The organism is Nocardiopsis trehalosi NBRC 14201, from assembly GCF_001552555.1.
Taxonomy (GTDB): domain Bacteria; phylum Actinomycetota; class Actinomycetes; order Streptosporangiales; family Streptosporangiaceae; genus Nocardiopsis_B; species Nocardiopsis_B trehalosi.
Genome location: NZ_BCRK01000096.1, coordinates 1 through 23,792 on the forward strand (window position 1 = coordinate 1; position 23,792 = coordinate 23,792).

The following is a 23,792-nucleotide window of genomic DNA, read 5'->3' on the forward strand; positions in this document are numbered from 1 at the left end:
TGGCGGGGCGGGCGGCGGCCCGCCCCGCCGCGCCCCCCGCTCCGGGGCGGAAACGGGGGCCGAGGCGGTCCCCTCCGCCGGGGCCGGCCGGATAAGCGTCTTCCGGTCGAACTCTCCGCGAACCCGGACCGGCGGGCCCCGCGGCCCCCTGTCCGCCGCGCGGGCGCCCCTGCACTCCATCGGACCCCACGAAGGAGTGCAGAGATGGTGGAATCCGCGTTCCCCCAGGACCCCGTGGACGAGGCCGCGCGGCAGGCGGCGACGGGGGAGAGGCGGGCGGTGTTCCGGCCGGGCCAGGCGTCCCCCTGGTACCCGGTGGTCGTTCTCGTCCCGGTCCTGCTGCTCGACGCCTTCATCCTGTACATGGTGTACCTGATGGGCATGCTGGGGAGCGTCGTCGGCGCCGTCATCGTCTGCGCGGCGTTCGTCGTCCTGCCCGTGGCGGGCATGTGGATCGCGTCCAAGGACGCCCGCAGCGGCCAGGAACTGCACATCTTCGGCCAGGGCGCGGTCCTGCGCGGCCCGAAGGGGCGCGTCCTGCCCTACCGCTGGGCCGACACCCGGCTCCTGGTCAGCGCCGTCCGCCGCACGGAGGCCGCCACCACCTACTCCTACGCCCTGCTCAACCTCACGCAGCCGCCGGTCGCCATGGGCCGGAACGTCGTCCTGCTCTCCGTGCTCGGCGGCGCCACCGAGGCGGAGAACCCCGGCGACCTCGTCCGCGCCCCGCTCTTCGCGCAGATGGACGTCTGGGGCCCGATGCTGGAGGAGGGCATCACCCGCACCCACCTGCCCGCGGTCCTCGCGGAGCTGGCCGCGGGCCGCCGGGTCGAGTTCGGCCCGGCCGCCGTCACCGCCGACGGGCTCGTGGTGGACGGCGCCGAGACCCGGTGGAACGAGATCACCGCCCTGTCGGTCGAGAACGGCCACCTCACGGTCAAGCGCTCCGGCAGGTTCTTCCGCTCCTCCCTGCGGATCGCCTACGTGCCGAACCTCCTCGTGCTCGCCGCCGTGGTCCGCCACTACAGCGGGGCCGCCCTCGTCTGAGCCGCCCCCCGCCGGGGCCGCCCCCCGCCGCGCGGACCGGGCGGCCCCGCGTATGCCCTACAGTTCGCGTAGTGCGGACCGCCGGGCGCGTCCGTCGCCGCCGCGCACCGGCCCCCCGGGCGCGCCGCGGCCCCCGCCGCGACGCGCGCCGCCGACCGCACGGCCAGCGTGCCGACCGGAACGGAGAACGGGGCTCATGGAGGGAACTTCCCTGGCGGAGGTGTGGCAGGACGTCTTCCAGGTCCAGTCGGCCCCGCCGCAGTGGCTGATCATCGCCGTGGGGGTGCTCGCCCTGGTCGTGGTCCTGGTGCGCGGCCCCTGGCGCATCGCCCGCAACGTGGTGACCATCGCCCACGAGGGCGGGCACGCGGTCGTCGCCGTCCTCAGCGGGCGCACCCTGACCGGCATCCGGCTGCACTCCGACACCTCCGGGGTGACCGTGTCGCGCGGCCGGCCCGACGGCATCGGCATGATCCTCACCGTCGCCGCCGGCTACATCACCCCGTCGCTGGTGGGCCTGTTCGGCATCCTGCTGCTGCTGGACAACCGCATCACCGCCCTGCTGTGGCTGAGCATCGTCGTGCTCGCCGGCATGCTGCTGCTGATCCGCAACGTCTACGGCGTGGTGTCGGTCGTGGGCACGGGCGCGCTGGTGTTCGCCGTGTCGTGGTTCACCCCGGCCGAGGTGCAGGCGGGGTTCGCGTACTTCTTCATCTGGTTCCTGCTGTTCGCCGGGGTGCGCCCGGTGTTCGAGCTGCAGTCCCAGCGCCGCCGCCAGCCGTCGCCGCAGTCCGACGCCGACCAGCTCGACCGGCTCACCGGCGTGCCCGGCACGGTGTGGGTGGTGTTCTTCGGCCTGGTCAACCTGGCCGTCCTGGTGCTCGGCGTGTGGCTGCTGCTGTTCTGAGAACGGCGGCCGCGGGCCGCGCGAACGCCGGAGGGCGCCGGGGACCGGGTGGTCCCGCGGCGCCCTCCGGCGTCGTGGTGCGCGTTCGGCGGCGGTCAGCCGGCGGTGGGGCTGCCCAGCGGGGCGGCGAGCGCGGCGTCGGCGGTCGGGAAGACCGGGATGCGGGTGTCGATCGCGGTCACCCGCAGGATCTGCGCGACGCGGTCGCTCGGCGCGGCGATGGCCAGCGTGCTGCCGTCCTCGCGGGCGCTGCGGTGCGCCTGGATGAGGACGCGCAGGCCGCTGGAGTCGATGAAGGACAGGCGGGCGCAGTCGAGGACGACGCGTCCGCCGGGCGCCTCCGCCAGGGTCTCGGCGACGGCGCGGTGGAACTGCTGCTCGGTGGCCATGTCGATCTCGCCGTCGAGCAGCAGGACGAGGCCGTGGTCGCGGGTGCGGCGGGTGGTCTTCAGCGCGGGCATGTTCGCTCCGAGGTGAGGCGCCGAGGTCGCGCGGGCGGCGGGGATCGCGCGGCGCGGGCCTCCGGACCGGGCGCGGACGCCCAGGGTGCCGTGGGGCACGTGCGCGGGCACGCCGCTCGGGCGGGACTTACGGTTCACAGTCGCTTCCCCCATGCCGACAGCGGGGAAATCTGTCAGGCATTTGCATGAGTCATCGTGGTGCCGTCACTGTCGGCAGCGGCCAGGGTGGCCGGATACGTGGACGGGTTCGGCCTCACCTGAGCGGCCTGTGCGACACAGGCGCGGCTCCCCCTCTTCCTAAGGCGCTTAGAACCGGCATCCGACCCGGACACTACCACAGGATCGTGGCCTGATCGTGACGTGTGCGACGTGGGGGAGGCCACCCGGGTGCCGTCGCGCTCGTGCTATTGGACGCCCGCGCCGCAGGCGTTCCCGGCCGCGCGCACCGCCGACGGGCGATCCCCCGACCGGGTTCCCGCCGGGGGTCGGGCGCCGACCTCGGCAAAGGCGGCCGGGCGCGGCCGCCGTCCCCGGCGCCCCGCCGCCCGCGGCGGCGGAACGGCGCGGCGCGGCCGCGAACGGGCCCGTCACCCGCGCCGGAGGGGGCGGACACGGACCGCGACCACCGTGCGTGAGCAAGCCCACGTGGCGCCGGCGCGGCGCGCGGCCTCAGCGGGTGTCCGGAAGCGGGCGCCGCTCGGGCGCGGCGGCCCGGCCCCCGTCGGCGGACGGGGCGGGATGGCGCGGGCCCTCCTGCTGCAGCACCCACGTGCACGCCGACAGGGTCAGCGGCACCGCCACGGTCAGCGCCAGAGCGGGGATCGCGATGCCGGAGTCGTTGACCGCGAACCCGGCCAGCGCCGTCACCAGCGACCCCGTCAACCCGGCGCGCAGCGTCGGCGCGTACTCGTAGGCCCGCTGCAGGGCGCCCACCTTCCAGTCGGTCGGCTTGTTCAGCACCGCGAACAGGAACAGCAGCGCGCACGCGGCGAGCAGGGTGAGCTGCCAGTTGCCCAGCGAACCCAGCATCGCCCCGAACTTGCGGGCGAGCACGGTCGACGCCTCGCCGTCCAGGACCTGCCCGGCGAACAGCCCGAAGTGGCTGCGCTCGTTGGGCGGGCGCAGGTAGTCGAGGTAGGCGAGCGCCCCGATGACCACGACCGCGGCCAGCCCGACCGCCGCCATCCAGGCGACGGTCACCCGTCGCCCGGCGATCATCAGCACCGTCACCGTCAGGCCGGGCACCAGCGCCAGCACCCCGCCGAAGTCGGTGCCCAGGCCGGGCCAGCCGATGACGAACAGGGTGGCCACGCCGATGGCCGCCGACACCGCGACCGCCGCCGCGCGCCGCCCGGCCAGCAGCAGCGGGCGGGAGACCCCGGCCAGCGCCATCAGCATGCCGGTGGCGAACGTGGCGAAGGCGATGTTGCCGAGGCCGTAGAAGCGGCCGCCGACGATGGGGGTGTAGCCGGTGGGCGAGTTCATCTGCAGGGTGGCGCCCGTGCACATGTCCACGAACAGCACCCCGGTGGTCACGCACGCCACCACGGTCATGGGGCCCAGGATGTCGCGCCGCCACGGGCCGGCCATGGCCAGGCCCACCACGAGGGCGTCGAGCAGCAGCACGCACGCGGGCAGGGCCAGCTGCGGCACCGACGACGACCACCACGGGATGAGGTTCGCCAGGTAGCTCGACACCGGGAACGCGGCGCCGCCCAGCGCCACCACCCGGGTCACCGCCAGCACGGCGGCGCGCTTGTCGCGGTCGCGGTCGCCGTAGCGGTGCAGCGCGTACGCGGCGGCGGCGTAGATCAGCAGCTGGAGGGCGACGAGGAGGCTGAAGAAGCCCGCCATCAGCGACTGCACCACCAGCGCGGCGGTGTTGAAGTCGGCGAGTTCGCCGACCGCCGCGTCCGTGCCGTCGGGGCGCGGCGCCTCCTGCCACGCCCGGCCGACCATGCCGGGCTGGGTGGGCAGCGCCAGGGCGTGCAGCAGGGTGGTGGTGGCGTCGGTGAGCGTGATCAGCCCGGGACGCCGGGTGGACTCCGACACCAGGAAGCCGCCGTCGTAGACGGTGCCGCCCGGGCCGGGGCCGTGCAGCAGCGCCGCGTTCAGTTTGGACGACCCCGCCTCCACCGACACCCCGGCCACCATCACCGGCGACCCGGGGGGCAGCAGGTCCAGGACGCGGCCGACCTCGGCGTCGATGCCGGCCAGCGCGGCGGTGCGGTCGTCGTCCTGGGGCGGATCGGGCTCGGGCTCCTCGGCGGAGTCGAGGTCGGACTCGGGGTCGGCGGGTTCCTCGGCGGGGTCGGCGTCGGGGTCCTCGGGCGGGTCCAGGTAGAGGTCGGCCAGGCCGTCGAGGTCGATGACGGCCAGCCACGCGCCGTCGAGGTCGGCGGGCGTCAGGTCGGCGGGGTGCGGCAGGTAGCGGTCGACCTCGCCCGAGGTGTCGGCCGCCGCCAGTGCGGCGCCCGGCCCCACCGCCAGGGTCGTGCCGCCGGCGGCGCGCACCGTCGTGCCGAGCAGGCCGACGCGGGCGCCGTAGGACGAGGCGGCGTTGTCGGTGACGTAGGCGGCGTAGTCCGGGACGACGGCCCCCGCCCCGGCCCGTTCGGGCGGCACGGGGAGTTCGCAGATGGAGTGGCGCTGCCGCTCGCTGGAGGCCCGCTCGCCCGCCGACACCGTCAGCCAGCCGTCGACCGGGCAGGTGCGCGAGGTGACGGTGCGGATCGACATGTTGCCGATCGCGCCGCGCCCGGCGAGGTCCCACAGGACGGGGGTGGTGGCGTCGTCGACCTCCTCCCACAGCAGGCCGGGGACCCCGATCAGCACCACGGGGCCCTCGGGCCGGTGCGGGGCCGGGGCCCCGGGCGAGGCGGCGGCGGGGACGGCTCCGCTCGCCAGGAGCGCGACGAGGGCCGCGCATCCGGCCGCGGCGCGTGTCAGCAGGCCGCGCAGAGCCACGGCGCGCCTCCCCCCTTCGCGCGTTGCCCGGAAGAACCGAGACCTCACCCTAGCCCGCGCGCCGACGCCATCGTGGGACGTGCGCGGGGCTGTCGCGGAACGCCCACGACGGGTAATGCCCGCAGGTAGCGGCGCCCCACCGCGCCGCCATCCCCCATACCACCACCGATACGAACAGAAGGAACGGATGCCCTCGGGTACCCCGAAACCCCCCTCACCGCCCCCCGGAGGGAGACGGGCGGAGCGGCCGGGTCGGTGAGTGGTTCTGGCTGGGCGGACGCGGGGCGCAGATGGGGCAGGTCGGGACGCGGGCGCGCGGCCGGGTCGGTGAGCGGTGGTGGGCGGCGCGCTCGGCCGGGGCACCGGACCACGAGCCGCCATAGGGGCGGCCGTCGGGCTCAGGCGCGCAGGCCGGAGAACGCGACGGCGGCCAGGGTGTCGGCCAGTTCGTCGGCGTCGACGCCCCGCCCGGGGCGGTACCACTCGACCAGCGAGTTGACCATGCCGAACAGCAGCCGGCCGGCGATCGCCGGGTCCACGTCGGGGCGGATGTCGCCGGCCTCCACCCCGGCGCGCACCAGGTCGCCGACGAACCGGTCGAACTCGCGGCGCCGCTCCAGGGCGCGCCGCTCGACCGGCGTGTTCCCGCGCACCCGCAGCAGCAGGGTGACGTGCGGGAGTTCGGCCACCAGCACCCGGACGCTGCCGCGCACCACGTGCTCCAGCCGGTCGATGGCGGGGCCGGTGGTGGCCCCGGGTTCGCGGGTGACGGCGAACAGCGCGTCCAGGGCGCGGTCGAGCGACCGCTGGAGCAGGTCGGACTTGCCCGACACGTGGTGGTAGATGGCTGACTTCGTCACCCCGAGCGAACGGGCGAGGTCCTCCATGCTGGTGCCGTCGTAGCCGCGCTCGGTGAACACGCGCACGGCCACCCGCAGCACCGACTCGGCGTCATGGCCGGGCCGCCCCGCCCGTCGCCGCGCCGCGGTGGCCGCCTCCGGCACCTCGGAACCCCCCATGACCGGAGAATCTACCCCGCCGCCGCCCCGCCCGCCCCACCGATACCCGCGCCCGTCCGGCGGATTCCGGGCGGGCGGCCACCGTTCCCGATCACGGCGAACGGCGGAGCCGGGCGTCAGCTCATCGGACGGTCGGGTACGGCCCCCTGCCGGCGCGGTCCGCCCCGACGTCTGCTCCGTCCCATCCGCTCCCAGATGGGGACGGATCAAACGCGGATCGGACGCCGCTGTGGCTTCAGCGGCCGGCGTCGCCGAGGGGCGGACGCCCGGGACCGATCGAGGCCGCCTGTCGGGGTCGGCTCGGTCCGCGCGGCGAGGGCGGTGCGGGGCGACGTGTGCCGGGCGGCCGCGGCGCCACCGACCGGTACGTCGGGGGTGGGTGCGGAGCGGTGCACCTTGTAACTGAACGATCGGTCGGTTATCAATGCCTTGGGGCGCCCCGGGTCGCGGGGCGCGCGGCCCGCGCGTGTGCGGGCCCTCCGCAGCGAACCGTCCTGGAGACCACGTGGCCACAGTCAGCGCCGACCCGGCACAGCTCTTCGAACGCCATCGCACCACCCTGGAGGACGCCGTCGCGGCCGTCCACGGCCGGGGCTTCCACAGCGCCTACCCCGAGTCGCCCAGCCCCAAGGTGTACGGCCCCGACGCCGCCGCCGAGGGCGAGGCCGCGTTCACCGCGCTGCTCGGGGCGGACTTCCCCATCGACCAGCCCGGCGGTGACGAGCGCATCGTCACCGAGCGCTCCCCCTACGGCATCCCGCTCGGCGTCGGCTACCCGCACGCCGACGCCGACACCCTCCTCGCCGCGTCCCGCGCCGCCGCCCCGTCGTGGCGCGCCGCCGGGCCCGAGGGGTGGGCCGGCGTCTGTCTGGAGATCCTGCACCGGCTGAACCAGCGGAGCTTCACCATCGCCCACGCCGTGCAGCACACCACCGGGCAGGCGTTCGTCATGGCGTTCCAGGCGGGCGGACCGCACGCCCAGGACCGCGGCCTGGAGGCCGTCGCCTACGCCTACGACCTCACCACCCGCTACGCCCGCACCGTCCGCTGGGAGAAGCCGCAGCGCCGGGGCGGCGCCCAGGTGCTCGACAAGCGGTTCCACGTGGTGCCGCGCGGCACCGGCCTGGTCATCGGCTGCGGCACGTTCCCCACCTGGAACGCCTACCCGGGGCTCTTCGCCAGCCTGGCCACCGGCAACCCGGTCGTGGTGAAGCCGCACCCGCGCGCGGTCCTGCCGCTGGCCATCACCGTGGCCGTCGCCCGCGAGGTCCTGGCCGAGGCGGGCCTGGAGCCCGACACCGTCCTGCTCGCCGCCGAGCGCCCCGACGAGCGGCTCGCCGCCCGCCTGGCCACCCGGCCCGAGGTGCGGATCATCGACTTCACCGGCTCCACCGAGTTCGGGAACTGGCTGGAGGCCAACGCCCGCCAGGCGTTCGTCTGCACGGAGAAGGCGGGGGTCAACACGGTCGTCGTGGACTCCACCGACGCCTACCGGGGGATGCTCGGCAACCTCGCGTCGTCGCTGTCCCTCTACAGCGGGCAGATGTGCACCACCCCGCAGAACATCCTCGTGCCGCGCGGCGGCATCGCCACCGACGAGGGGCACAAGTCGGCCGCCGAGGTCGCCGCCGACCTCGGCGCCGCGGTCCGCGACCTGCTGGCCGACCCGGCGCGGGCGGTCGCGCTGCTCGGCGCCATCTCCGGCGACGCCGTCCTCGACCGCGTCGCCGCGGCCGCCGACCTGGGGGAGACCGTCCTGCCGTCGAGCGAGGTCGTCCACCCCGAGTACGCCGACGCGGTCGTGCGCACCCCGCTGATCGTCAGCGTCCCGGCCGACCGGCGGGACGTCTACGGGCGCGAGCACTTCGGCCCGATCGCGTTCGTGGTGCAGACGGCCGACACCGGCGAGTCGCTCCGGCTGCTGCACGCCACCACCACCGAGCGGGGCGCCCTGACCGCCGCGGTCTACTCCACCGACCCGGCCGTCCTGACCGCCGCCGAGGAGACCGCCGTCGACGCGGGCGTCAACCTCTCGGTCAACCTCACCGGGTCGATCCTGGTCAACCAGTCGGCGGCGTTCAGCGACTACCACGGCACGGGCGCCAACCCCGCCGCCACCAGCTCCCTGACCGACCCGGCGTTCATCACCCCCCGATTCCGCCTCACCCAGTCCCGCCACCCGGCCTGACCCGTATCCGGTCGGCGGCGCACCGTCACCCTTCCGCGCCCACGATGCGCCGCCGAATACGGTCCGGCATTTCCTCATCGATTCCGCGTCCGGAAAAGCGACCGGTGGTGTGCTGGTCGATCGTCGGCCTTATGGCGTGATTTCGCGACAAGGTGGTGTCCGGCCGTCGGTCCCGCGGGTCCGCGCCGCAGCGGGCGCGGGCGGAACCCCTTGGGACGCAGGGCGTGCCGCCCGTCGCGTTTGGGACCGGCGCCGGCGCCGAATGATCGGCCTGCTCCGGCCGAATGCCGCCGATCAAGCTCTTCCGGTGACATAATCCGCCCTGTGGGACGCTTTTTCCGCACCGACCCCTGACCACGGGAGGACACCGGTGGATCGTCTATGGGACGTCGATTCTTCCGCGCAGTTCAAACGGCGTATGGGAAAGACCGCCGCGGAATTGGAGACCAGCCGGCTCAACGACGACTGCCCGGAGATCTGGGAACTCGACAACGGTGACGTCGCCATCGTCGGCCGCGACGTGACCGAGCGCTTCGGCGACCGCCTGCCCGCCGGTCTGACCATCGGCGCCGACGAGCGCATGGTCGTCATCCCCGGCGTCATGCTCCGCTCCGCCAAGCCCGACATCGCCGATGTTTGACGCCATCCGCCGCGCCCAGGGCCGGTCCCTCGACCGTGCCGCCTACCGCGCCGACGCCGCCGAACTGCGCGCGAGCGGCGAGGTCTCCGGCGACGTGTGGAAGCTGGAGCGCTCGCAGACGTTCTACGAGTCCGGCGACCCGGCGTGGGAGGCGTTCCTCGCCGGCGACTGGGACCGCGTCCTCGCTATATTCGAGGACGAGCGCGACGACATCCGCGCCGAGGCCGAAACCTACCGGCGGCAGGGTCTCCGGCTCCGCCGCCTCCGGGTCGCCGAGAAGCCGTTGACCCCCTATCTGCAGTGGGAGATGCACAGTCACCGCATATTCGTGGAGAGCGGGTTCGACATCCGGGTCATCGACGCCGACCGCATCCGCCGGTTCGAGACCCGCGCCCCCGTTCCCGAACTCATGGTCTACGGCGGACGCGTGCTCTACGAGGTCCGCTACGACGACCGCTGGGCCCCCGCCGGCGCCAAGCGGGTCGACGCCCCCGACCTCGCGCGCTCCGCAGCCGACACCATCGCCGGCCTCTACGCCGAGGCCGAGCCCTTCGCCGACTTCTTCGCCCGCGAGGTCGCGGCGCGGACGCCCGTCCACACCGGCTCCTGACCCCGGCCGCCGGATTCGCCGCCCTGCGCCGGGCGGTGATCGCGGCGCTTCGGGGGTCTTCCTCGCCGTGACGGCCTGCCTGGTCCTCGTCGTCCTGGCGATCGTGGTCGCCTCGCCCTGGTTCCTGGGCCTGTACCCCGGCGGGTCGGGGGCGTGGGAGCGGCGGAGTCTCATCGGGCAGACGTATGGCGCGGTTTCGGCCATTCTGTCGGTGTTCGCGCTGGGCGGGGTGGCGTTCACGCTCTACTACCAGGTCAAGGAGACCCGGCGGGCGGTGGACGACGGCCGGCGGCAGGCCATGGCCGAGCTGCTCCGTATGGCCATGGACGACCCCGACCTGGACGCCTGCTGGGGGCCCGTCCCCGACGAGGACCTCGCGGTGCGGCGCCAGCGCCTCTACAGCAACATGATCGTCACCCAGTGGGGCACCGCCTTCCGGGCCGGGGCGCTGCCCGAGGTCCGGCTCCGCGCCAACGCCGCCGAGATGTTCAGCGGCGCGGCCGGCCGCGCCTACTGGGCCGAGGCGCGGGAGTCGCGGCTGCGCACGGCCGCGACCCGCGTCGACCGCAGGTTCACCACCGTCCTCGATGAGGAGTACCACCGCACGACGGCCCTCGATGAGCGTCCGTCCATGCCCGCGTCCACGACGGAGGCGGCCGCGCCCGTCGACCCGGCCGCGCGCACCGCGCCGCCCGCTCCGGGGGAGACCGCGCCCGTCGGCGCGACGGCTCCCGCCGCGCCGCTCCCGTTCGGGGCCGCCGGGCCCGAGGCGCCGCGCGCCGTCCGCCGGGCGGCGGCCGTCGGGTTCGCGGTCGGCGGCGCCGTCGGCGGGCTCGCCGCAGCGGTGCTCCGGCGCCGGGGCGACCGACCGCGCCGCTGAGCCTGCCGCCCGCTGAACGCGGTCTCGCCGACCGCGCCGTTGAGCGCCGGGCTGCCCGTTGAATCCGCCGAACGCGGTCGCGCCGTCCGTTCCGTTGCGCGTGGGGCCGTGGCGGCTCGCGTGGTGGGGAGGTGTGGGAGCGGGGCGGGTGGGCAGGGGGCGGTGGGGGTGAGAGCGACGTGAACGAGATGGGGTCGCGGGAGGCCGGCGTCGACGCGGCGGTGACCGCGTACGTGCTGCGGCTGGGCGATGACGCGCTGATCGCGGCGCACCGGCTGCGGGAGTTCGGCGACGGCGCGGGGGCCGGTACCGGGGCGCCCGACGGGATGCGCGCGGAGGCCGCCACGGCGGCCCGGGAACTCGCGGACCTCGCCGGACGGCTGCTGGAGTGCGCCGGGCGCATGGAGGAGCAGCTCACCGGGGTGCTGCGGTCCGCCGACGACCTGGCCTACGGCCGCGACACCGACCAGTACACCAACTGCCGCCTCGTGGAGCTGCCGAACACCGACGCCGCCCACGCCGCCGTCCGCCACCTGCTCTACGCCGGGTACGCCGCCGAGCTGTGCACCGCGCTGGCCCGGTCCGCCGACGCCGCCGTGGCCGGGCTCGCCGACGGCGCACTGCCCGTTGTCGCGGGCCACCGGCAGCGCGCCGCCGGGTGGACCGAGCGGATCGGGGCCGCCGCCGAGGGCCGCGAGCGGTTGGCGGCGGCGCTGGCCGCCGCCTGGCCCGACATCGGGGAGCTGTTCACCCTGGACGGCACCGCCCGGACGGCGGCCGCCGCAGGGGCGGTCCCCGACCCGGCCGTCCTGCGCCCGGGGTGGGAGGCGGCCGTCGACGCCGCGCTCGACCGCGCCGGGCTGGCCCGCCCCGACAGCACCCCCACGGCCGTGCACGGCATGTCCGGCCGCGACGGCGTGCACACCCCGGACTTCCCGGCCCTGATAGCCGACCTGCACGCCCGCCGGAGGGGTTGACCGGCGCGCGGCGGGTGGGGTCGTGGTGGTGTGGGCTCCGGGCTACTCGGACCTGAGCGCTGATCCGTGCGGCCGCTGTGCGGCGGCGGGTCGGCTCACCGCCTCCCGCGCGATACCTGCCTTCCGGCGCCGGCGGCCGCCGTTAGGCGCGGCCGCCCCGCTCCCGGAGCGGGGGCGGGGCGGCGCGGGTCGGTGGTGCCTCGGGGGCGTGGGGTCAGTAGCGGAGGCGGCGGAGGTAGCGGTAGCCGACCTCGGCGGAGCGTTCCGGGGTGACGTCGGGGGTGTCGTTCTCCACGATGTACTCGCCGACCTCGTGGCCGCGGAAGATGCGGGCGAAGTCGATGGTGCCCGTGCCCAGGTCGGCCATGTCGCCGTCCGCCGCGCTGCGGTCCTTGACGTGGTACTGGCGGGTCTTCTGCCGGGCGCAGCGGATGACGTCGAGGGTGAACCGCTCGGGGTCCTCCGCGCCGTCGCCGCTCTCGATGCCCCCGGTGACCGCCCAGTAGATGTCGATCTCCAGGTGCACCAGGCGCGGGTCCAGCTCGGCGGTGAGGACGTCCCACGGGGTGCGCCCGTTGCCGAGGTCGGTCGTGAACTCGTGCGCGTGGTTGTGGTAGCCGTAGCGGATGCCCGCCGAGCGGGCGGCCGCGGCCTCGGTGTTCATCTGCTCGGCCCACCGCTTCCAGTCGTCCTCGACGGCGGACTCCAGGAACGGGACGACCATGGACGACTGGCCCAGGGTGACGGCGTTCTCGATCTTCTGCTCCAGGGCGGCCTCGTCGGCGCTGACGCCCTCGTGGCTGGAGCTGGCCTCCAGGCACAGGTCGTCCAGGAAGCGGCGCAGCTCCGCCGCCGTGCGGCCGAAGTAGCCCAGGGCCAGCTCCACCTTGGGGTAGCCGATGTCGGCGAGGCGGGCCAGCGTCGCGTCGTAGCCGGGCTCCCCGTTGAGGGAGTCGCGCATCGTCCACAGCTGGATGCTGATGCGGCCGGGCGGGACCTTGCGGCGGTGACGGCCGTGGGCGGCGGCGGGGGCCGCCCCGGCCAGCCCCGTGGCGGCCAGGCCGGCGGTGGCGGCGACGGCCGCCGAGGTCCGCAGGAAGGACCGCCGGTCGCGGCCGGAGCGGGCCCGGTCGCGTTCCAGCGCCCCGTTCCCGTCGTATCCGTAGCACATGGGGTGCTCCTCGTGGTGGCAGTGGTGGGGGAGGCGGTGCGGGAGACAGCAGCAGGGGAGACAGCGGGGAGGGCGGTCGGTGCCGCGCCCCGGCCCGCGCCCGGGAGGCTCGGGCGGCGGGACCGGGGCGGGCGCCCGGCGGCGGTCGGGCCGCCGGGCCCGCCGGGCGCGGCCGCCCCGCCCCGAGTACGGGGCGGCCGCGGGGTCCGGCGGGGGCCGCGGCCGGTCAGTGGGCGACCGGCTCCAGGACGACCTGGTGGCTGCCGGTCAGCGGGGGCAGGCCCTCGCCGCCGGGGTCGGTGTAGGTGGCGACGAACACGCCCGCCAGGTCGTCGTGCTCGGGGTCGTGCCCGGACGGGTCGGTGGTCTGGATGGTGCCGGAGCACCCGCTGGCCTGGGTCTGGGGGTGGCCGTGGTCGTCGTGGCCGAGGATGTAGTCGACCCGGACCGCGGCGCAGTCCACGGGCTGGTCGTCGGTGACCTCGACCTCGAACTCGACGGCGTCGCCGAAGTGGAAGGTCTGCCCGTCGACCGGCTCCACCAGGCGCACCTGCGGCGCGGTGTTGCCGACGACGACCCGCACCATGGCGGACGCCGAGCGCCCGTGCCGGTCGGTGACCTTCAGCGCGACGTTGTACAGCCCGTCCTCGGTGAAGGTGTGGGTCGGGTTCGCCTCCCGGGAGTCGACCCGGCCGTCGGTGTCGAAGTGCCACTCGTAGCGCAGCCGGTCGCCGTCGGCGTCGGCCGTGCCCTCGCTGCTGAAGTCCACCGTCAGCGGGGCCTCGCCGTTGGTCGGGTCGGCGGCCGCCACCGGGACGGGGGTGTGGTTGCCGTCGCGGCCGATGTAGTCGATGCGGGACAGCTGCGCGTCGGGGTTCTCCGCGAAGAACCCGTCGCCGTACTCCAGGACGTAGAGCGCGCCGTCGGGGCCGAACTCCAGGTCCATCGGGTTGTCGAAGACGAACGACGGCAGCACGTGCTCGATCGACTCGACGTTGTTCCGCCGGTCCAGGTGGAACCCCTTGACGTAGTCGCGGGTGAACTCGTGGAACAGCGGCACCCCGTCGTAGTGGCGGGGCCAGGCGACGGTGGCGCGGCCGCGCGCGTCGGCCGGGTCGTACTCGTAGGACGGGCCGGCCATGGGCCCGATTCCGCCGGTGCCCAGCTCGGGGAACTCGGCGGACTCGTCGCCGTGGTACCAGACCTCGGGCTGCTCGACGGGCGGCAGCTCGCGCAGCCCGGTGTTGTTGGGCGACTCGTTCACCGGGTTCGCGCAGTCGAACTTCTCGCCCGAGGCGCCGGTGGCGAAGTCGTAGTCGACGTAGGGCAGGTCCGGGGTGGCGCAGTAGGGCCACCCGTAGTTGGCGGGCTCGTCCACCACGGCCCACTTGCCGTACCCGCGCGGCCCGCGCGCCGGGTCGTCCACCGAGGCGTCCGGGGAGTAGTCGGCGACGTAGAGGTCGCCGCTGTCGGGGTCGATCTCGATGCGGAACGGGTTGCGCAGCCCCATCGCGTAGATCTCCGGACGGGTGTCCTTCTTCCCCTTGGGGAAGAGGTTGCCGCGCGGGATCGTGTAGGAGCCGTCGCGGCCGACGTCGATGCGCAGCACCTTGCCGCGCAGGTCGTCGGTGTTGGCGGAGGTGCGCTGGGCGTCGTAGACCGGGTTGCGCCCCTCGCTCTCATCGATCGGGGTGTAGCCGCCGGAGGCGAACGGGTTGGTGTCGTCGCCGGTCGACAGGTACAGCAGCCCCTTGTCGTCGAAGACGATGTCGCCACCGACGTGGCAGCAGATCCCGCGGTCCGCCGGCACATCGAGGATGTGCTGCTCGGAGCCGGCGTCGATCCGCCCGTCCTCGAACTTGAACCGCGACAGCCGGGTGACCCCCTCGAACGGGGCGAAGTCCTCCGGCGACCCGGTCTCGGGGGCGTCGCCCTCGTTGACGTCGGGGGTGGCGGGGTCGTCCACCGGGGTGTCCATGGGCGGGGCGTAGTACAGGTACACCCAGTCGGAGCGGCCGCCCCGCTGCCCGAAGTCGGGGTCGACGGCGATGGACTGCAGCCCCTCCTCGTCGTGCTCGTAGACGTCGAACTCGCCGGCGAGCGTGTTCAGCCCGGTGTCGGGGTCGTGCATCCACACCTGGCCGTCGCGGGTGGTGTGCAGCACCCGGCTGTCGGGCAGGACGGCGAGGTCGATGGGTTCGCCGGGCAGGTCGTTGAGGGTGGTCTTCTGGAAGTCGCTCTCGGGGGGAGCCGACCCGCCGCCCTCGGCGGCGGGGTCGGCCAGCGCGGCGGTGGGGGCCGCGAGGAGGAGGGCGGCCGCCGCGGCCGCCGCCGCGAGGCCGGTGGAGTACTGCATGGGGGGTCCTTTCAGCGGGGGTACTGCAGAACCGTCACTCCGACCCGAAGGCGGAGTCGAAGGAGGACTCGGGCGGGTCGTAGGCGTGCTCGCGGACGAAGCGCACCGCCTCGGCCGCCCCGGTCAGCCGGTCCATGCCGGCGTCCTCCCATTCGATGGAGAGGGGGCCGTCGTAGCCGATGGAGTTGAGGACGCGGAAGCAGTCCTCCCACGGCACGTCGCCGTGCCCGGTCGACACGAAGTCCCAGCCGCGCCGCGGGTCGCCCCAGGGCAGGTGCGAGCCGAGGCGCCCGTTGCGCCCGTTGCCGGTGCGGCGCCGGGTGTCCTTGCAGTCGACGTGGTAGATGCGGTCGCGGAAGTCCCACAGGAACCCGACGGGGTCGACGTCCTGCCACACCATGTGGCTGGGGTCCCAGTTCAGCCCGAACGCGGGGCGGTGGCCGACCGCCTCCAGCGCGCGGACCGTGCTCCAGTGGTCGTAGGCGATCTCGGAGGGGTGCACCTCGTGCGCGAACCGCACGCCCACCTCGTCGAACACGTCGAGGATGGGGTTCCACCGGTCGGCGAAGTCGGCGTATCCGGCGTCGATGACCGAAGCCGGCACCGGCGGGAACATCGCGACGTACTTCCAGATCGCCGACCCGGTGAACCCGACGACGGTCGACACGCCCATGCGGGCGGCCGCGCGCGCCGTCGTCTTCATCTCCTCGGCGGCGCGGGTGCGCACGCCCTCGGGGTCGCCGTCGCCCCAGATGTGGGACGGCACGATGTCGCGGTGCCGCTGGTCGATCGGGTCGTCGCAGACGGCCTGGCCGAGCAGGTGGTTGGAGATCGCCCACACCTTCAGGCCGTGCCGCTCCAGCACGGCGTGCCGGTCGGCGACGTAGGCGTCGTCCTCGGCGGCCCGACGGACGTCGAGGTGGTCACCCCAGCAGGCGATCTCCAGGCCGTCGTAGCCCCACGACGACGCGAGTCGGCACACCTCCTCGAACGGCAGGTCGGCCCACTGTCCGGTGAAGAGGGTGATCGGTCGGGCCATGGTCGGGGAACCTCCAGGGTGTCGTTGCGGTCGGTGGCTGTCGTGGATCGGGGGCCGGGGGAGGGTCAGGCCGGCCCCGCCGGTGCCGGCACACCGACGAGGCCGAGCATCAGGTCGCGGACGTCGGCGGCCGCGACGCGGTCGCGGGCCGGCGACCGGTCGGTGCACAGCACCACCGGTCCGTCCGCCGGGTCGTCGGGCAGGCGGCCGTGGGTGCCGCGCACCCACCGGCCGTCCAGCGGGACGACGTTCATGGCGTACCGCAGGCCGACCTTCTTGCGGACCAGGCCGAGGGCGGCCCGCGCCTTCGCGGTGCCGTCGGCGGGGTCCAGGAACAGTTCGGCCGGGTCGTAGCCGGGCTTGCGGTGGATCTCGACGCCGCGCGCGAAATCGGGGGCCGCCGCGTCGTCGCCCCAGTAGTAGTAGGTGAACCAGGCCCCCCGGTCGGCCACGCAGACCAGGTCGCCGGAGCGGGCGTGGTCGATCCCGTGGGCGGCCTGGGCGTCCCGGTCGAGTACCAGGTCGACGCCCGGCAGCGCGCGCAGCAGGTCGGCGGTGTGCGGCACGTCGGCCGGGTCGGCGACGTAGACGTGCGCCACCTGGTGGTCGGCGACGGCGAACGCCCGCGACGCCCACGGGTCCAGGTACTCCATGCCGTGCTGGGTGTAGACCTCGGTCAGCCCCGCCTCGCGCAGCGCCCGGTTGAGGTGCACCGGCCGGTCGGCGGGGGCGATGCCGTACTCGCTGAGGACGAGCACCCGCGCGTCCAGCGCGGCGGCGTCGTCCAGCAGCGGGGCCAGCGCCGCGTCGACGGCGCGCACGGCGGCGGCGGCCTGCGGCGCGTCCGGCCCGTACCGCTGCAGGTCGTAGTCGAGGTGCGGGACGTAGCACAGGGTGAGGTCGGCGCGCGGCAGCAGCCGCCGGGTGGCGGCGACGATCCACTCGGTGGAGCGCAGCGACGCGGTGGGCCCCCAGTACTGGAACAGCGGGAACGCGCCCAGCTCCCCGGTCAGCTCGCCGTGCAGCTCGGGCGGCCGGGTGTAGCAGTCGGGGGACTTGCGGCCGTCGGCGTGGTAGACGGGGCGGGGGGTGACCGTCCAGTCGGTGTCGGCGCCCATGGCGTACCACCAGCACACGTTGGCGGTGGTGAACCCGGGGCGGTGCCGGCGCGCGGTCTGCCACACCTTCTCGCCGCCGACCAGCCCGTTGTGCTGGCGCCAGAACATGATCTCGCCGAGGTCGCGGAAGTACCACCCGTTGCCGACGATGCCGTGGTCGCGGGGCAGCCCGCCGGTGAGGAAGGTCGACTGCACCGGGCAGGTGACCGCCGGCAGGACGGTGTCGAGCGGGGCCTGCCACCCGGCGTCCGCCAGGGCGCGCAGCCGGGGGGCGTGGGCGAGCAGCCTCGGGGTCAGCCCGACCACGTCGACGACGAGGAGCCGCCGTGTCATAGGACCTCCAGTCCGATGTCGGTGAGCCGGTCGCGGGTCCAGGCCAGTTCGGCGGCGATCCCGGCGATCAGCCCGGCGTCGTCGGCCGGCCGCCGGTCCGGGGGCAGCACCGACCACGTGTAGGTCTCGGCCTCGACGTGGTCGGTCAGCGGGGCGGGCCCGCCGAACACGTGGCCGAGCGTGGCGGCGAGGTGGTCGCCGGTGCCGCGCAGCGGCGGGGCGAGCGGGGTGTGCAGGGGCACGTGGAAGTGCACCCGCCACGGCCCGGCGCCGGGCAGCGGGTCGGCGCCGCCCAGGGCCTCGGGCAGGTCGTCGCGGGCGGTCACGGCGCCGCCGGCGTGTTCGCGCACCTGGTGCAGGAACCGGTCCTCGGCGAACGGGGCGAGCGCGGCCCGCCCCTCGGCGGCGGCCGGGTCGGGCACCTCCACCGCCGCCGACGCCTGGAGCTTGACGACCGGCAGCCCGGCGGCGGTCAGCCGGTCGAGGGCGGCGCCGGGCTCCTCGAAGGCGACCGCCAGATGGCAGGTGTCCAGGCAGACGCCGATGCGGTCGGGCGGCAGCCCGGCGAGCCGGTCGGCGGCCTCGGCGGTGGTCTCCACGACGCACCCGGGTTCGGCCTCCAGGGCGACCCGCACGGTGCGGGACTCCTCGTCGGCGAGCCGGCCCAAGGCGTCGGCGAGCTCGTCCAGGTGGGCGCGGGCGGCGGCGTGCCGCTCGGCGGGCCACGGCTCCCGCCAGCCCAGCGGGACGGTGGAGACGCTGCCGCGCACGGCGTCGTCGGGCAGCAGCCGGGCGAGCACCCGGGCGCAGTCGAGCGTGTAGTCCAGGCGGGCCCGTTCGGACCAGTCCGGGGAGTACACGGCGTGCTTGACCGAGGGGGCGTGGAAGTCGGCGTAGGGGAACGCGTTGAGCGTGACCACCTCGCACCCGGCGGCGTCCAGCGCGGCGGCCACGCGCTTGGCCTCCCGCCCGTCGGCGGCCAGGGTGCGCGCGGCGGGCGCGGGCAGCCACAGGCCCAGGCCCAGCCGGTCGGCGCCCAGGGCGGCGCGCACCCCGGCCCCGTAGGTGCGGATCTGTGCGATCAGCCCGTCGATGTCCTGGGCGGGGTGGACGTTGGTGCAGTAGGCGAGGTGGACGGTGCTGCCGTCGGGGTGGCGCAGGCGCACGGCGTCACCCCTCCCCGGGCTCGGGGCGGGCGCCGCGCAGCAGCGAGTTGCCGGCGAACGTGGCGCCTTCGTCGGGCACGGCCTCGTCCAGCAGCAGCCGCCCGCTGCGGGCGAAGAACTCCACGGGGTTGTCCCACAGCACCCGCTCGGCGTCGGCCTCGGTGAACCCGGCGGCGAGCATGGCCTCGCCGGTGCGGGCCGTGCTCAGCGGGTCGCTGTGCCCCCAGTCGGCGGCGGAGTTGACGACCACCCGCTCCAGCCCGCGTTCGGCGAGGATGCGCACCATGCGGCGGGCGTCCATCTTGGTGTCGGGGTAGATGGAGAACCCGAGTGTGCACCCGGAGTCGTCCACCATGGCGACGGTGGTCTCGTTGAGGTGGTCCACCAGCACCCGCTCCGGGGGGATGCCCGACCGGGCCACCAGCTCCAGGGTGCGCCGGGTGCCGGCGGCCTTGTCGCGGTGGGGGGTGTGCACGAGCACCGGCAGGCCGTGCTCGGCGGCCATGTCGAGCTGGCGGCGGAACGCCTTCTCCTCGTCGGCGGTCTGGGAGTCGAACCCGACCTCCCCCACGGCGACCACCCCGTCCTTGGCGAGGTAGCGGGGCAGCACGTCGAGCACGCCCGCGCAGCGGGGGTCGTTGGCCTCCTTGGGGTTGAGGGCGAGCGCGCAGTGGTGGCGGATGCCGAACTGCCCGGCCCGGAAGCGCTCCCAGCCCACCAGCGCGTCGAAGTAGTCGGTGAACGAGCCGACCCCGGTGCGCGGCTGGCCCAGCCAGAACGCGGGCTCCACCACGGCGCGCACGCCCGCGGCGTGCATCCGCGCGTAGTCGTCGGTGGTGCGGGACGTCATGTGGATGTGCGGGTCGAAGATGCGCATCACGCCTCCTTGCGGGGGTGGTCGGGGGCGGGGCGGGCGGCGCCCGGAGCCGGTGCGAGCGCGGCGGCGCGGTCGGCGGCGGCCCGCTCCACGGCGGCGCGGTGGGCGGGGTGGCCGGCGAGCAGCGGCCACGCGTCGGCGGGCACGTCGCGCCCGGCGGCGATCCGCTCGACGGCGTGGTCGGCGACCATCCGGGCCAGTTCGGCGTCGGCGCGCTCGGCCACCAGCGCCAGGGCGCCCACCGGGACCCCGGTGAACAGGCACTTCAGCACGCCGTGCCGCCACGCCGCGTCGTCCAGGGCCGCGGCCGCCGGGGTGCCCAGAGCGGCGGCGAGCAGCCGCGGGTCGTTGCCGCGCAGGGCGTCGGCGAGCAGCGGGGCGACCGCCGCGTCGGGCAGGCCCAGCCGGGGCAGCGCGCGCAGGACCGCGCGCTTCTCGTCGCTGTCGCCGTACCGGTAGAGGTCGGCGGTCTCGGCGGCGAGCCGGTCGGCGGGCACCGCCTTCGCCAGGGCGGCGAGCAGCTCACCCCGGACCAGGTCGTCCAGCGTCGGCCCGGCGATGCCCGCCGGGTCGCCCGACGGCCCCGGGCCGCGCCCCGCGCGGCGCGCTGCGGCGGGGAACGCGGTGGCGATGCGGGCCGGGTCGGCGGCGATCTCGGCGGTGAGCGCGGCCAGGCGCTCCCGCACCGGCGCGGGGAGTCCGGTCGTCTCGGCCATCAGCGGCCACCCCCGTTCCGGGTCGGCGGGTTCTGCGGGGCCGTGCGGCCCCGGGCGGGCGGCGGCGCGGCGCCGGCGGGGACCCGCGCCGCCGCGCGGACCGCCTCGGCCCGCGCCAGGGCGGCGCGGAGGGCGGCCAGCGAACGGGCGGCCACCAGAGGGGCGGCGTGCCCGTGGCGGGGCAGCTCCACCGACGCCAGGCCCCGGTACCCGGTGTCGATCAGCGCGCCGAGCACCCCGGGCAGGTCGATCTCGCCCGCGCCGAATTCCAGGTGCTCGTGCACGCCCGGCCGCATGTCGTCCAGCTGCACGTTGGCGATCAGCGGGCCGGTGCGGCGCACGCAGTCGGCGGCGGGCAGCGGCTCGTTGCAGACGAGGTGGCCGACGTCGACCGTCACCCGCAGCCGGTCGGGGTCGCCCAGGCGGCGCCGCAGCTCGGCGACGTCGGTGAGGGTGGCCGCGAACATGCCCGGCTCCGGTTCGAACGCGCACACCACCCCGTACCGGCCGGCCTCGGCCAGCACCTCGGCGGTGCCGGCGGTCAGCCGGTCCCAGCCGACCGCGTCCGGGACGCCCTCGGGGAGGATGCCGGACCAGAACGACACGGCCTCGGCGCCGAGTTCGGCGCCGATGCGCACGGCCCGCCGCAGCAGTTCCACGCGCAGGTCCCGCCCGGTGTCGGAGACCAGCGTCGGCTCGTGCTTGCGCCACGGGTCGAGCAGGTAGCGGGCGCCGGTCTCGACCACGACCGCCAGCCCCAGGTCGGCCAGCCGGCGGGCGATCGCGGCCGTGCGCGCCGAGGCGTCGGGCGCGAACGGGTCGAGGTGCGGGTGGTCGAGGGTGAGCGCCACCCCTTCGTAGCCGAGGTCGGCGATGACGGCGAGCGCGTCGTCCAGCCGGTGGTCGCCGAACCCGTTGCTGCCGTACCCCAGTCGCAGGCTCATGTCGCCGCCACCACCCGGGTGGCGGCGCGGGCCACCGGGCCCGCCGCGAGCAGGCCGAACGCGGTCCCGACGGCGCCCGCGCGGGCGGCCAGGGCCGCCTGGAGCGGGATCATCGCCCGGATGCCGGCGCCGGTGGCCGCCCGCACGGTGGCCGCGTCGGGCGTGCGCGCCGCGGCGGCCTGCGCGGTCCCCGCGCTCGCCGCGAACACCGCCGCCAGCGCGGCGGCCGCCGCGCGCGCGGACGGCGCCCCGCCGGTGCGCGGCGGGGCGGCGGCGAGCAGCGCGGCCGTCGCGGTCCCGGCGAGGACGGCCTCCGCCGTGCCGCGCCGGGCCCCGTGGACCTCGCCCCGGCTCAGCGCGGTCACCCCCAGGGTGTGCACGGCCAGCGCGGCGGCGGGCAGGGCGGCCGCGCGCGGCCGGGGCCCGGCGCCCAGCAGCACGTCCAGCGCCCGGTTGGCGGCCATGCCCGCCGGGCCGAGCGGGGTCGGCTTGAGGACCAGGTCGTAGCACCACACCCCGGCCGCCAGCGCGGCGGCGGTGCGCGCGGTGCGGCGGCCGCCCGCCGCCGCCGCGACGCCGACCCCGGCGGCGGTCAGCCCCACCGCGACGGCCAACGCCTCGCCGGGCCGCACCCGGCCCGACGGGATGGGCCGCTCGGGGCGCTCGACGGCGTCCAGCTCGCGGTCGGCGTAGTCGTTGAGGGCCATGCCCGCCCAGTACAGGCAGGCCGACGCGGCCGGCAGCGCCCAGGTGCGGCGGCCGAGGGGCCGGCCCGCGGCGGCCGCCCCGGCGAGCGTGTCGCCGGGGACGGTGAGGGCGGCGGGCAGCCGGACGAGGTCGACGAACGCGCGAATCCGGGGGTTCACCGCGCACCACCCCCGCTGCGGCCGGGATCGGCGGGTCTCATCGCGCCGCCTCCCCGTCCGGGCCGGCGCCCAGTTCCGCGCACCAGGCCACCAGGGCGTCCCACTGCGCGGCCAGTCGGTGCTCGTCGCTGCCCGCCGGGTCCTTGAAGAAGAACCCGAGCGCGGCCTGCGCCCCACTGCGCCCCACCTCCTGCGCGCGGGCGGTCAGCCGGGCCAGGTCGAGCACCAGCGGCGCGGCCAGCGCCGAGTCGCACCCCGCCCAGGTGAACTGGAGGGTCATCCGGGTGCCGAGGAACCCGTCGAACGCGACGTGGTCCCACGCCGTCTTGAAGTCGCCCAGGTCCGGCACGTAGTCGATGTGCAGCGGCCCGTCCACGGGGTGGCCGAGGATGCGCCGCAGCCCCTGCGCCTTGGACGCCGTCTTGCTGTCGGCGGCGGCCGGGTCGGCCAGCGTCGCGCCGTCGCCCCCGCCGAGCAGGTTGACCGACGACCACGACCGCACCCGCAGCGCCCGCGTGGCGAACATCGGGGCCAGGGCGGTCTTCAGCAGGGTCTCGCCGGTCTTGCCGTCGGACCCGGCCCACGGCAGGCCCCGGTCGCGGGCGAGCGCGGCGAGCGCGGGCGGGCGCGGCCCGGGGCTGGGGGTGAACGCGACGAACGGGCAGTCGGCGCGGAACGCCGCGTAGGCGTAGAGGGTGCTGGCGGGCAGGTCCGGGGTGCCCGCGTCGAGCGCGGCCTCCAGCGCGGGCAGGGTCGCGGTCGCCCGTGCGGCGGCCTCCGACAGCGGCGGCTCGGTGCTGGAGACGTCGACCACGACGACCCGGTCGAGCCCGTTGTCCGCCCGGAACGCGCGCAGGTCGGCGGCGATCCGGTCGGCGGCGGACCGCCCGGCGTCGCCGGCGGTCGCCCCGGGGCGGACGCGGGCCTCGGCGGCGGCGAGCCCCTCGGCCACCGCTGCGGGCAGGTGGGCGGGCAGCACCCCGGCCTGGGCCAGCGCCTCGGCGCGCTTGGGCAGCGTGCACCCGTCGACGTCGTGCCCGCCAAAGACTAGGTCGGTGATGTCGGGGGCGCCCGCGGCGTCGGGGCCGGGCAGGTCGGCGACGCACCCGGTGCGGTCGGCCGCGCCCGCGCCGATGGCGAGGGCGCCGGCGACCGTCGTCGTCGCGACGGAGCCGCGCGCTCCGATGAACCACACGCCGGTACGGCCGCTCATGCGACTCCTCCTTGCTGGTCGCCGGCCCGGTCGTGGGGCGGCGGGGGGACCGGGCCCGCGGCGGCGGGTCGCGGGGCGGGGGGCGCGGCGGCGCCGCGCGGGCGGGACGGGGCGGACGCGGAGCGGGGGCGGGCGGGCGGGAGGGACGCGGGGAGGGAGCGGGGGATCGTGGGGGCGCCGGTGAGCCACATGCCGGTGCGGCCGGTCATGCGCCATCTCCTTCCGTGAGGGTGGGGCTGCGGTGGGTGGCGGCCGGCGGCGGTGGTCGGGCACGGCGGGGCGGGGACGTCACGGGGA

20 protein-coding genes are annotated in these 23,792 nt (G+C 76.0%); 7 read left to right on the forward strand and 13 right to left on the reverse strand.

What is annotated here, in order from left to right; translation table 11 throughout:
- Nucleotides 1-204: 204 nt before the first annotated feature.
- Nucleotides 205-1,047: a DUF6585 family protein gene (locus NT8_RS16980; protein ID WP_067970563.1), complete on the forward strand. Its 843-nt coding sequence runs from the start codon at nt 205-207 to the stop codon at nt 1,045-1,047.
- A gap of 196 nt (nt 1,048-1,243) precedes the next feature.
- Nucleotides 1,244-1,954, forward strand: a complete 711-nt coding sequence (locus NT8_RS16985; RefSeq protein WP_067970565.1) for a M50 family metallopeptidase — start codon at nt 1,244-1,246, stop codon at nt 1,952-1,954.
- A 95-nt stretch (nt 1,955-2,049) separates the two neighbouring features.
- Here NT8_RS16985 and NT8_RS16990 read toward each other — a convergent pair whose 3' ends face one another.
- The 3 genes from NT8_RS16990 to NT8_RS17000 all read right to left on the reverse strand — a co-directional run bounded on the left by NT8_RS16990 (nt 2,050) and on the right by NT8_RS17000 (nt 6,401).
- Nucleotides 2,050-2,415 carry an STAS domain-containing protein gene (locus tag NT8_RS16990; protein WP_067970592.1) on the reverse strand — a complete coding sequence of 122 codons (366 nt, stop codon included), beginning with the start codon at nt 2,413-2,415 and terminating at the stop codon, nt 2,050-2,052.
- A gap of 669 nt (nt 2,416-3,084) precedes the next feature.
- Entirely contained in the window at nt 3,085-5,382 is a 2,298-nt protein-coding gene (locus tag NT8_RS16995) for a hypothetical protein (RefSeq protein ID WP_245646219.1), read from the reverse strand.
- 398 nt (nt 5,383-5,780) lie between these two features.
- Nucleotides 5,781-6,401, reverse strand: coding sequence for a TetR/AcrR family transcriptional regulator (locus NT8_RS17000; RefSeq protein WP_174549585.1), 621 nt, complete (start codon nt 6,399-6,401; stop codon nt 5,781-5,783).
- A 505-nt stretch (nt 6,402-6,906) separates the two neighbouring features.
- Here NT8_RS17000 and paaN point away from each other — a divergent pair.
- The 5 genes from paaN to NT8_RS17025 all read left to right on the forward strand — a co-directional run bounded on the left by paaN (nt 6,907) and on the right by NT8_RS17025 (nt 11,696).
- Entirely contained in the window at nt 6,907-8,589 is a 1,683-nt protein-coding gene (paaN, locus tag NT8_RS17005) for a phenylacetic acid degradation protein PaaN (RefSeq protein WP_067970567.1), read from the forward strand.
- A 418-nt stretch (nt 8,590-9,007) separates the two neighbouring features.
- Nucleotides 9,008-9,229: a hypothetical protein gene (locus NT8_RS17010; protein WP_245646220.1), complete on the forward strand. Its 222-nt coding sequence runs from the start codon at nt 9,008-9,010 to the stop codon at nt 9,227-9,229.
- A complete protein-coding gene (locus NT8_RS17015) occupies nt 9,222-9,839 on the forward strand; it encodes a DUF6879 family protein (protein ID WP_067970571.1) in 618 nt (205 codons plus the stop codon). Before NT8_RS17010 ends, NT8_RS17015 begins: the two co-directional genes overlap by 8 nt.
- Before the next feature lie 67 nt (nt 9,840-9,906).
- Nucleotides 9,907-10,719, forward strand: coding sequence for a DUF6082 family protein (locus NT8_RS17020; RefSeq protein ID WP_245646221.1), 813 nt, complete (start codon nt 9,907-9,909; stop codon nt 10,717-10,719).
- Nucleotides 10,720-10,907: 188 nt separating this feature from the next.
- A complete protein-coding gene (locus NT8_RS17025; RefSeq protein ID WP_067970573.1) occupies nt 10,908-11,696 on the forward strand; it encodes a 1,2-phenylacetyl-CoA epoxidase subunit PaaC in 789 nt (262 codons plus the stop codon).
- Nucleotides 11,697-11,910: 214 nt separating this feature from the next.
- Here the strand turns inward: NT8_RS17025 and NT8_RS17030 are convergent, their stop codons facing one another.
- The 10 genes from NT8_RS17030 to NT8_RS17075 all read right to left on the reverse strand — a co-directional run bounded on the left by NT8_RS17030 (nt 11,911) and on the right by NT8_RS17075 (nt 23,495).
- Nucleotides 11,911-12,867: a sugar phosphate isomerase/epimerase family protein gene (locus NT8_RS17030; RefSeq protein ID WP_067970575.1), complete on the reverse strand. Its 957-nt coding sequence runs from the start codon at nt 12,865-12,867 to the stop codon at nt 11,911-11,913.
- 226 nt (nt 12,868-13,093) lie between these two features.
- Nucleotides 13,094-15,223, reverse strand: coding sequence for a PQQ-dependent sugar dehydrogenase (locus NT8_RS17035; protein ID WP_067970577.1), 2,130 nt, complete (start codon nt 15,221-15,223; stop codon nt 13,094-13,096).
- Nucleotides 15,224-15,257: 34 nt separating this feature from the next.
- Complete coding sequence (locus tag NT8_RS17040; RefSeq protein WP_067970578.1) at nt 15,258-16,262, reverse strand: sugar phosphate isomerase/epimerase family protein; 1,005 nt, start codon at nt 16,260-16,262, stop codon at nt 15,258-15,260.
- Nucleotides 16,263-16,327: 65 nt separating this feature from the next.
- Nucleotides 16,328-17,713: a nucleotide pyrophosphatase/phosphodiesterase family protein gene (locus NT8_RS17045; RefSeq protein ID WP_067970580.1), complete on the reverse strand. Its 1,386-nt coding sequence runs from the start codon at nt 17,711-17,713 to the stop codon at nt 16,328-16,330.
- Entirely contained in the window at nt 17,710-18,879 is a 1,170-nt protein-coding gene (gene eboE, locus NT8_RS17050; protein ID WP_067970582.1) for a metabolite traffic protein EboE, read from the reverse strand. The genes NT8_RS17045 and eboE overlap by 4 nt, the downstream gene beginning before the upstream one ends.
- Nucleotides 18,880-18,883: 4 nt before the next feature.
- Nucleotides 18,884-19,756 carry a TatD family hydrolase gene (locus NT8_RS17055; RefSeq protein ID WP_067970584.1) on the reverse strand — a complete coding sequence of 291 codons (873 nt, stop codon included), beginning with the start codon at nt 19,754-19,756 and terminating at the stop codon, nt 18,884-18,886.
- Nucleotides 19,756-20,472 (reverse strand): EboA domain-containing protein, encoded by a 717-nt coding sequence (locus tag NT8_RS17060; RefSeq protein WP_084469029.1) that lies wholly within the window; start codon nt 20,470-20,472, stop codon nt 19,756-19,758. Before NT8_RS17060 ends, NT8_RS17055 begins: the two co-directional genes overlap by 1 nt.
- Nucleotides 20,472-21,416: a sugar phosphate isomerase/epimerase family protein gene (locus tag NT8_RS17065; protein WP_084469030.1), complete on the reverse strand. Its 945-nt coding sequence runs from the start codon at nt 21,414-21,416 to the stop codon at nt 20,472-20,474. The genes NT8_RS17060 and NT8_RS17065 overlap by 1 nt, the downstream gene beginning before the upstream one ends.
- Complete coding sequence (locus tag NT8_RS17070; protein ID WP_067970586.1) at nt 21,413-22,282, reverse strand: SCO3242 family prenyltransferase; 870 nt, start codon at nt 22,280-22,282, stop codon at nt 21,413-21,415. Before NT8_RS17070 ends, NT8_RS17065 begins: the two co-directional genes overlap by 4 nt.
- Before the next feature lie 37 nt (nt 22,283-22,319).
- Nucleotides 22,320-23,495, reverse strand: coding sequence for an inositol-3-phosphate synthase (locus NT8_RS17075; protein WP_067970588.1), 1,176 nt, complete (start codon nt 23,493-23,495; stop codon nt 22,320-22,322).
- Nucleotides 23,496-23,792 lie beyond the last annotated feature (297 nt).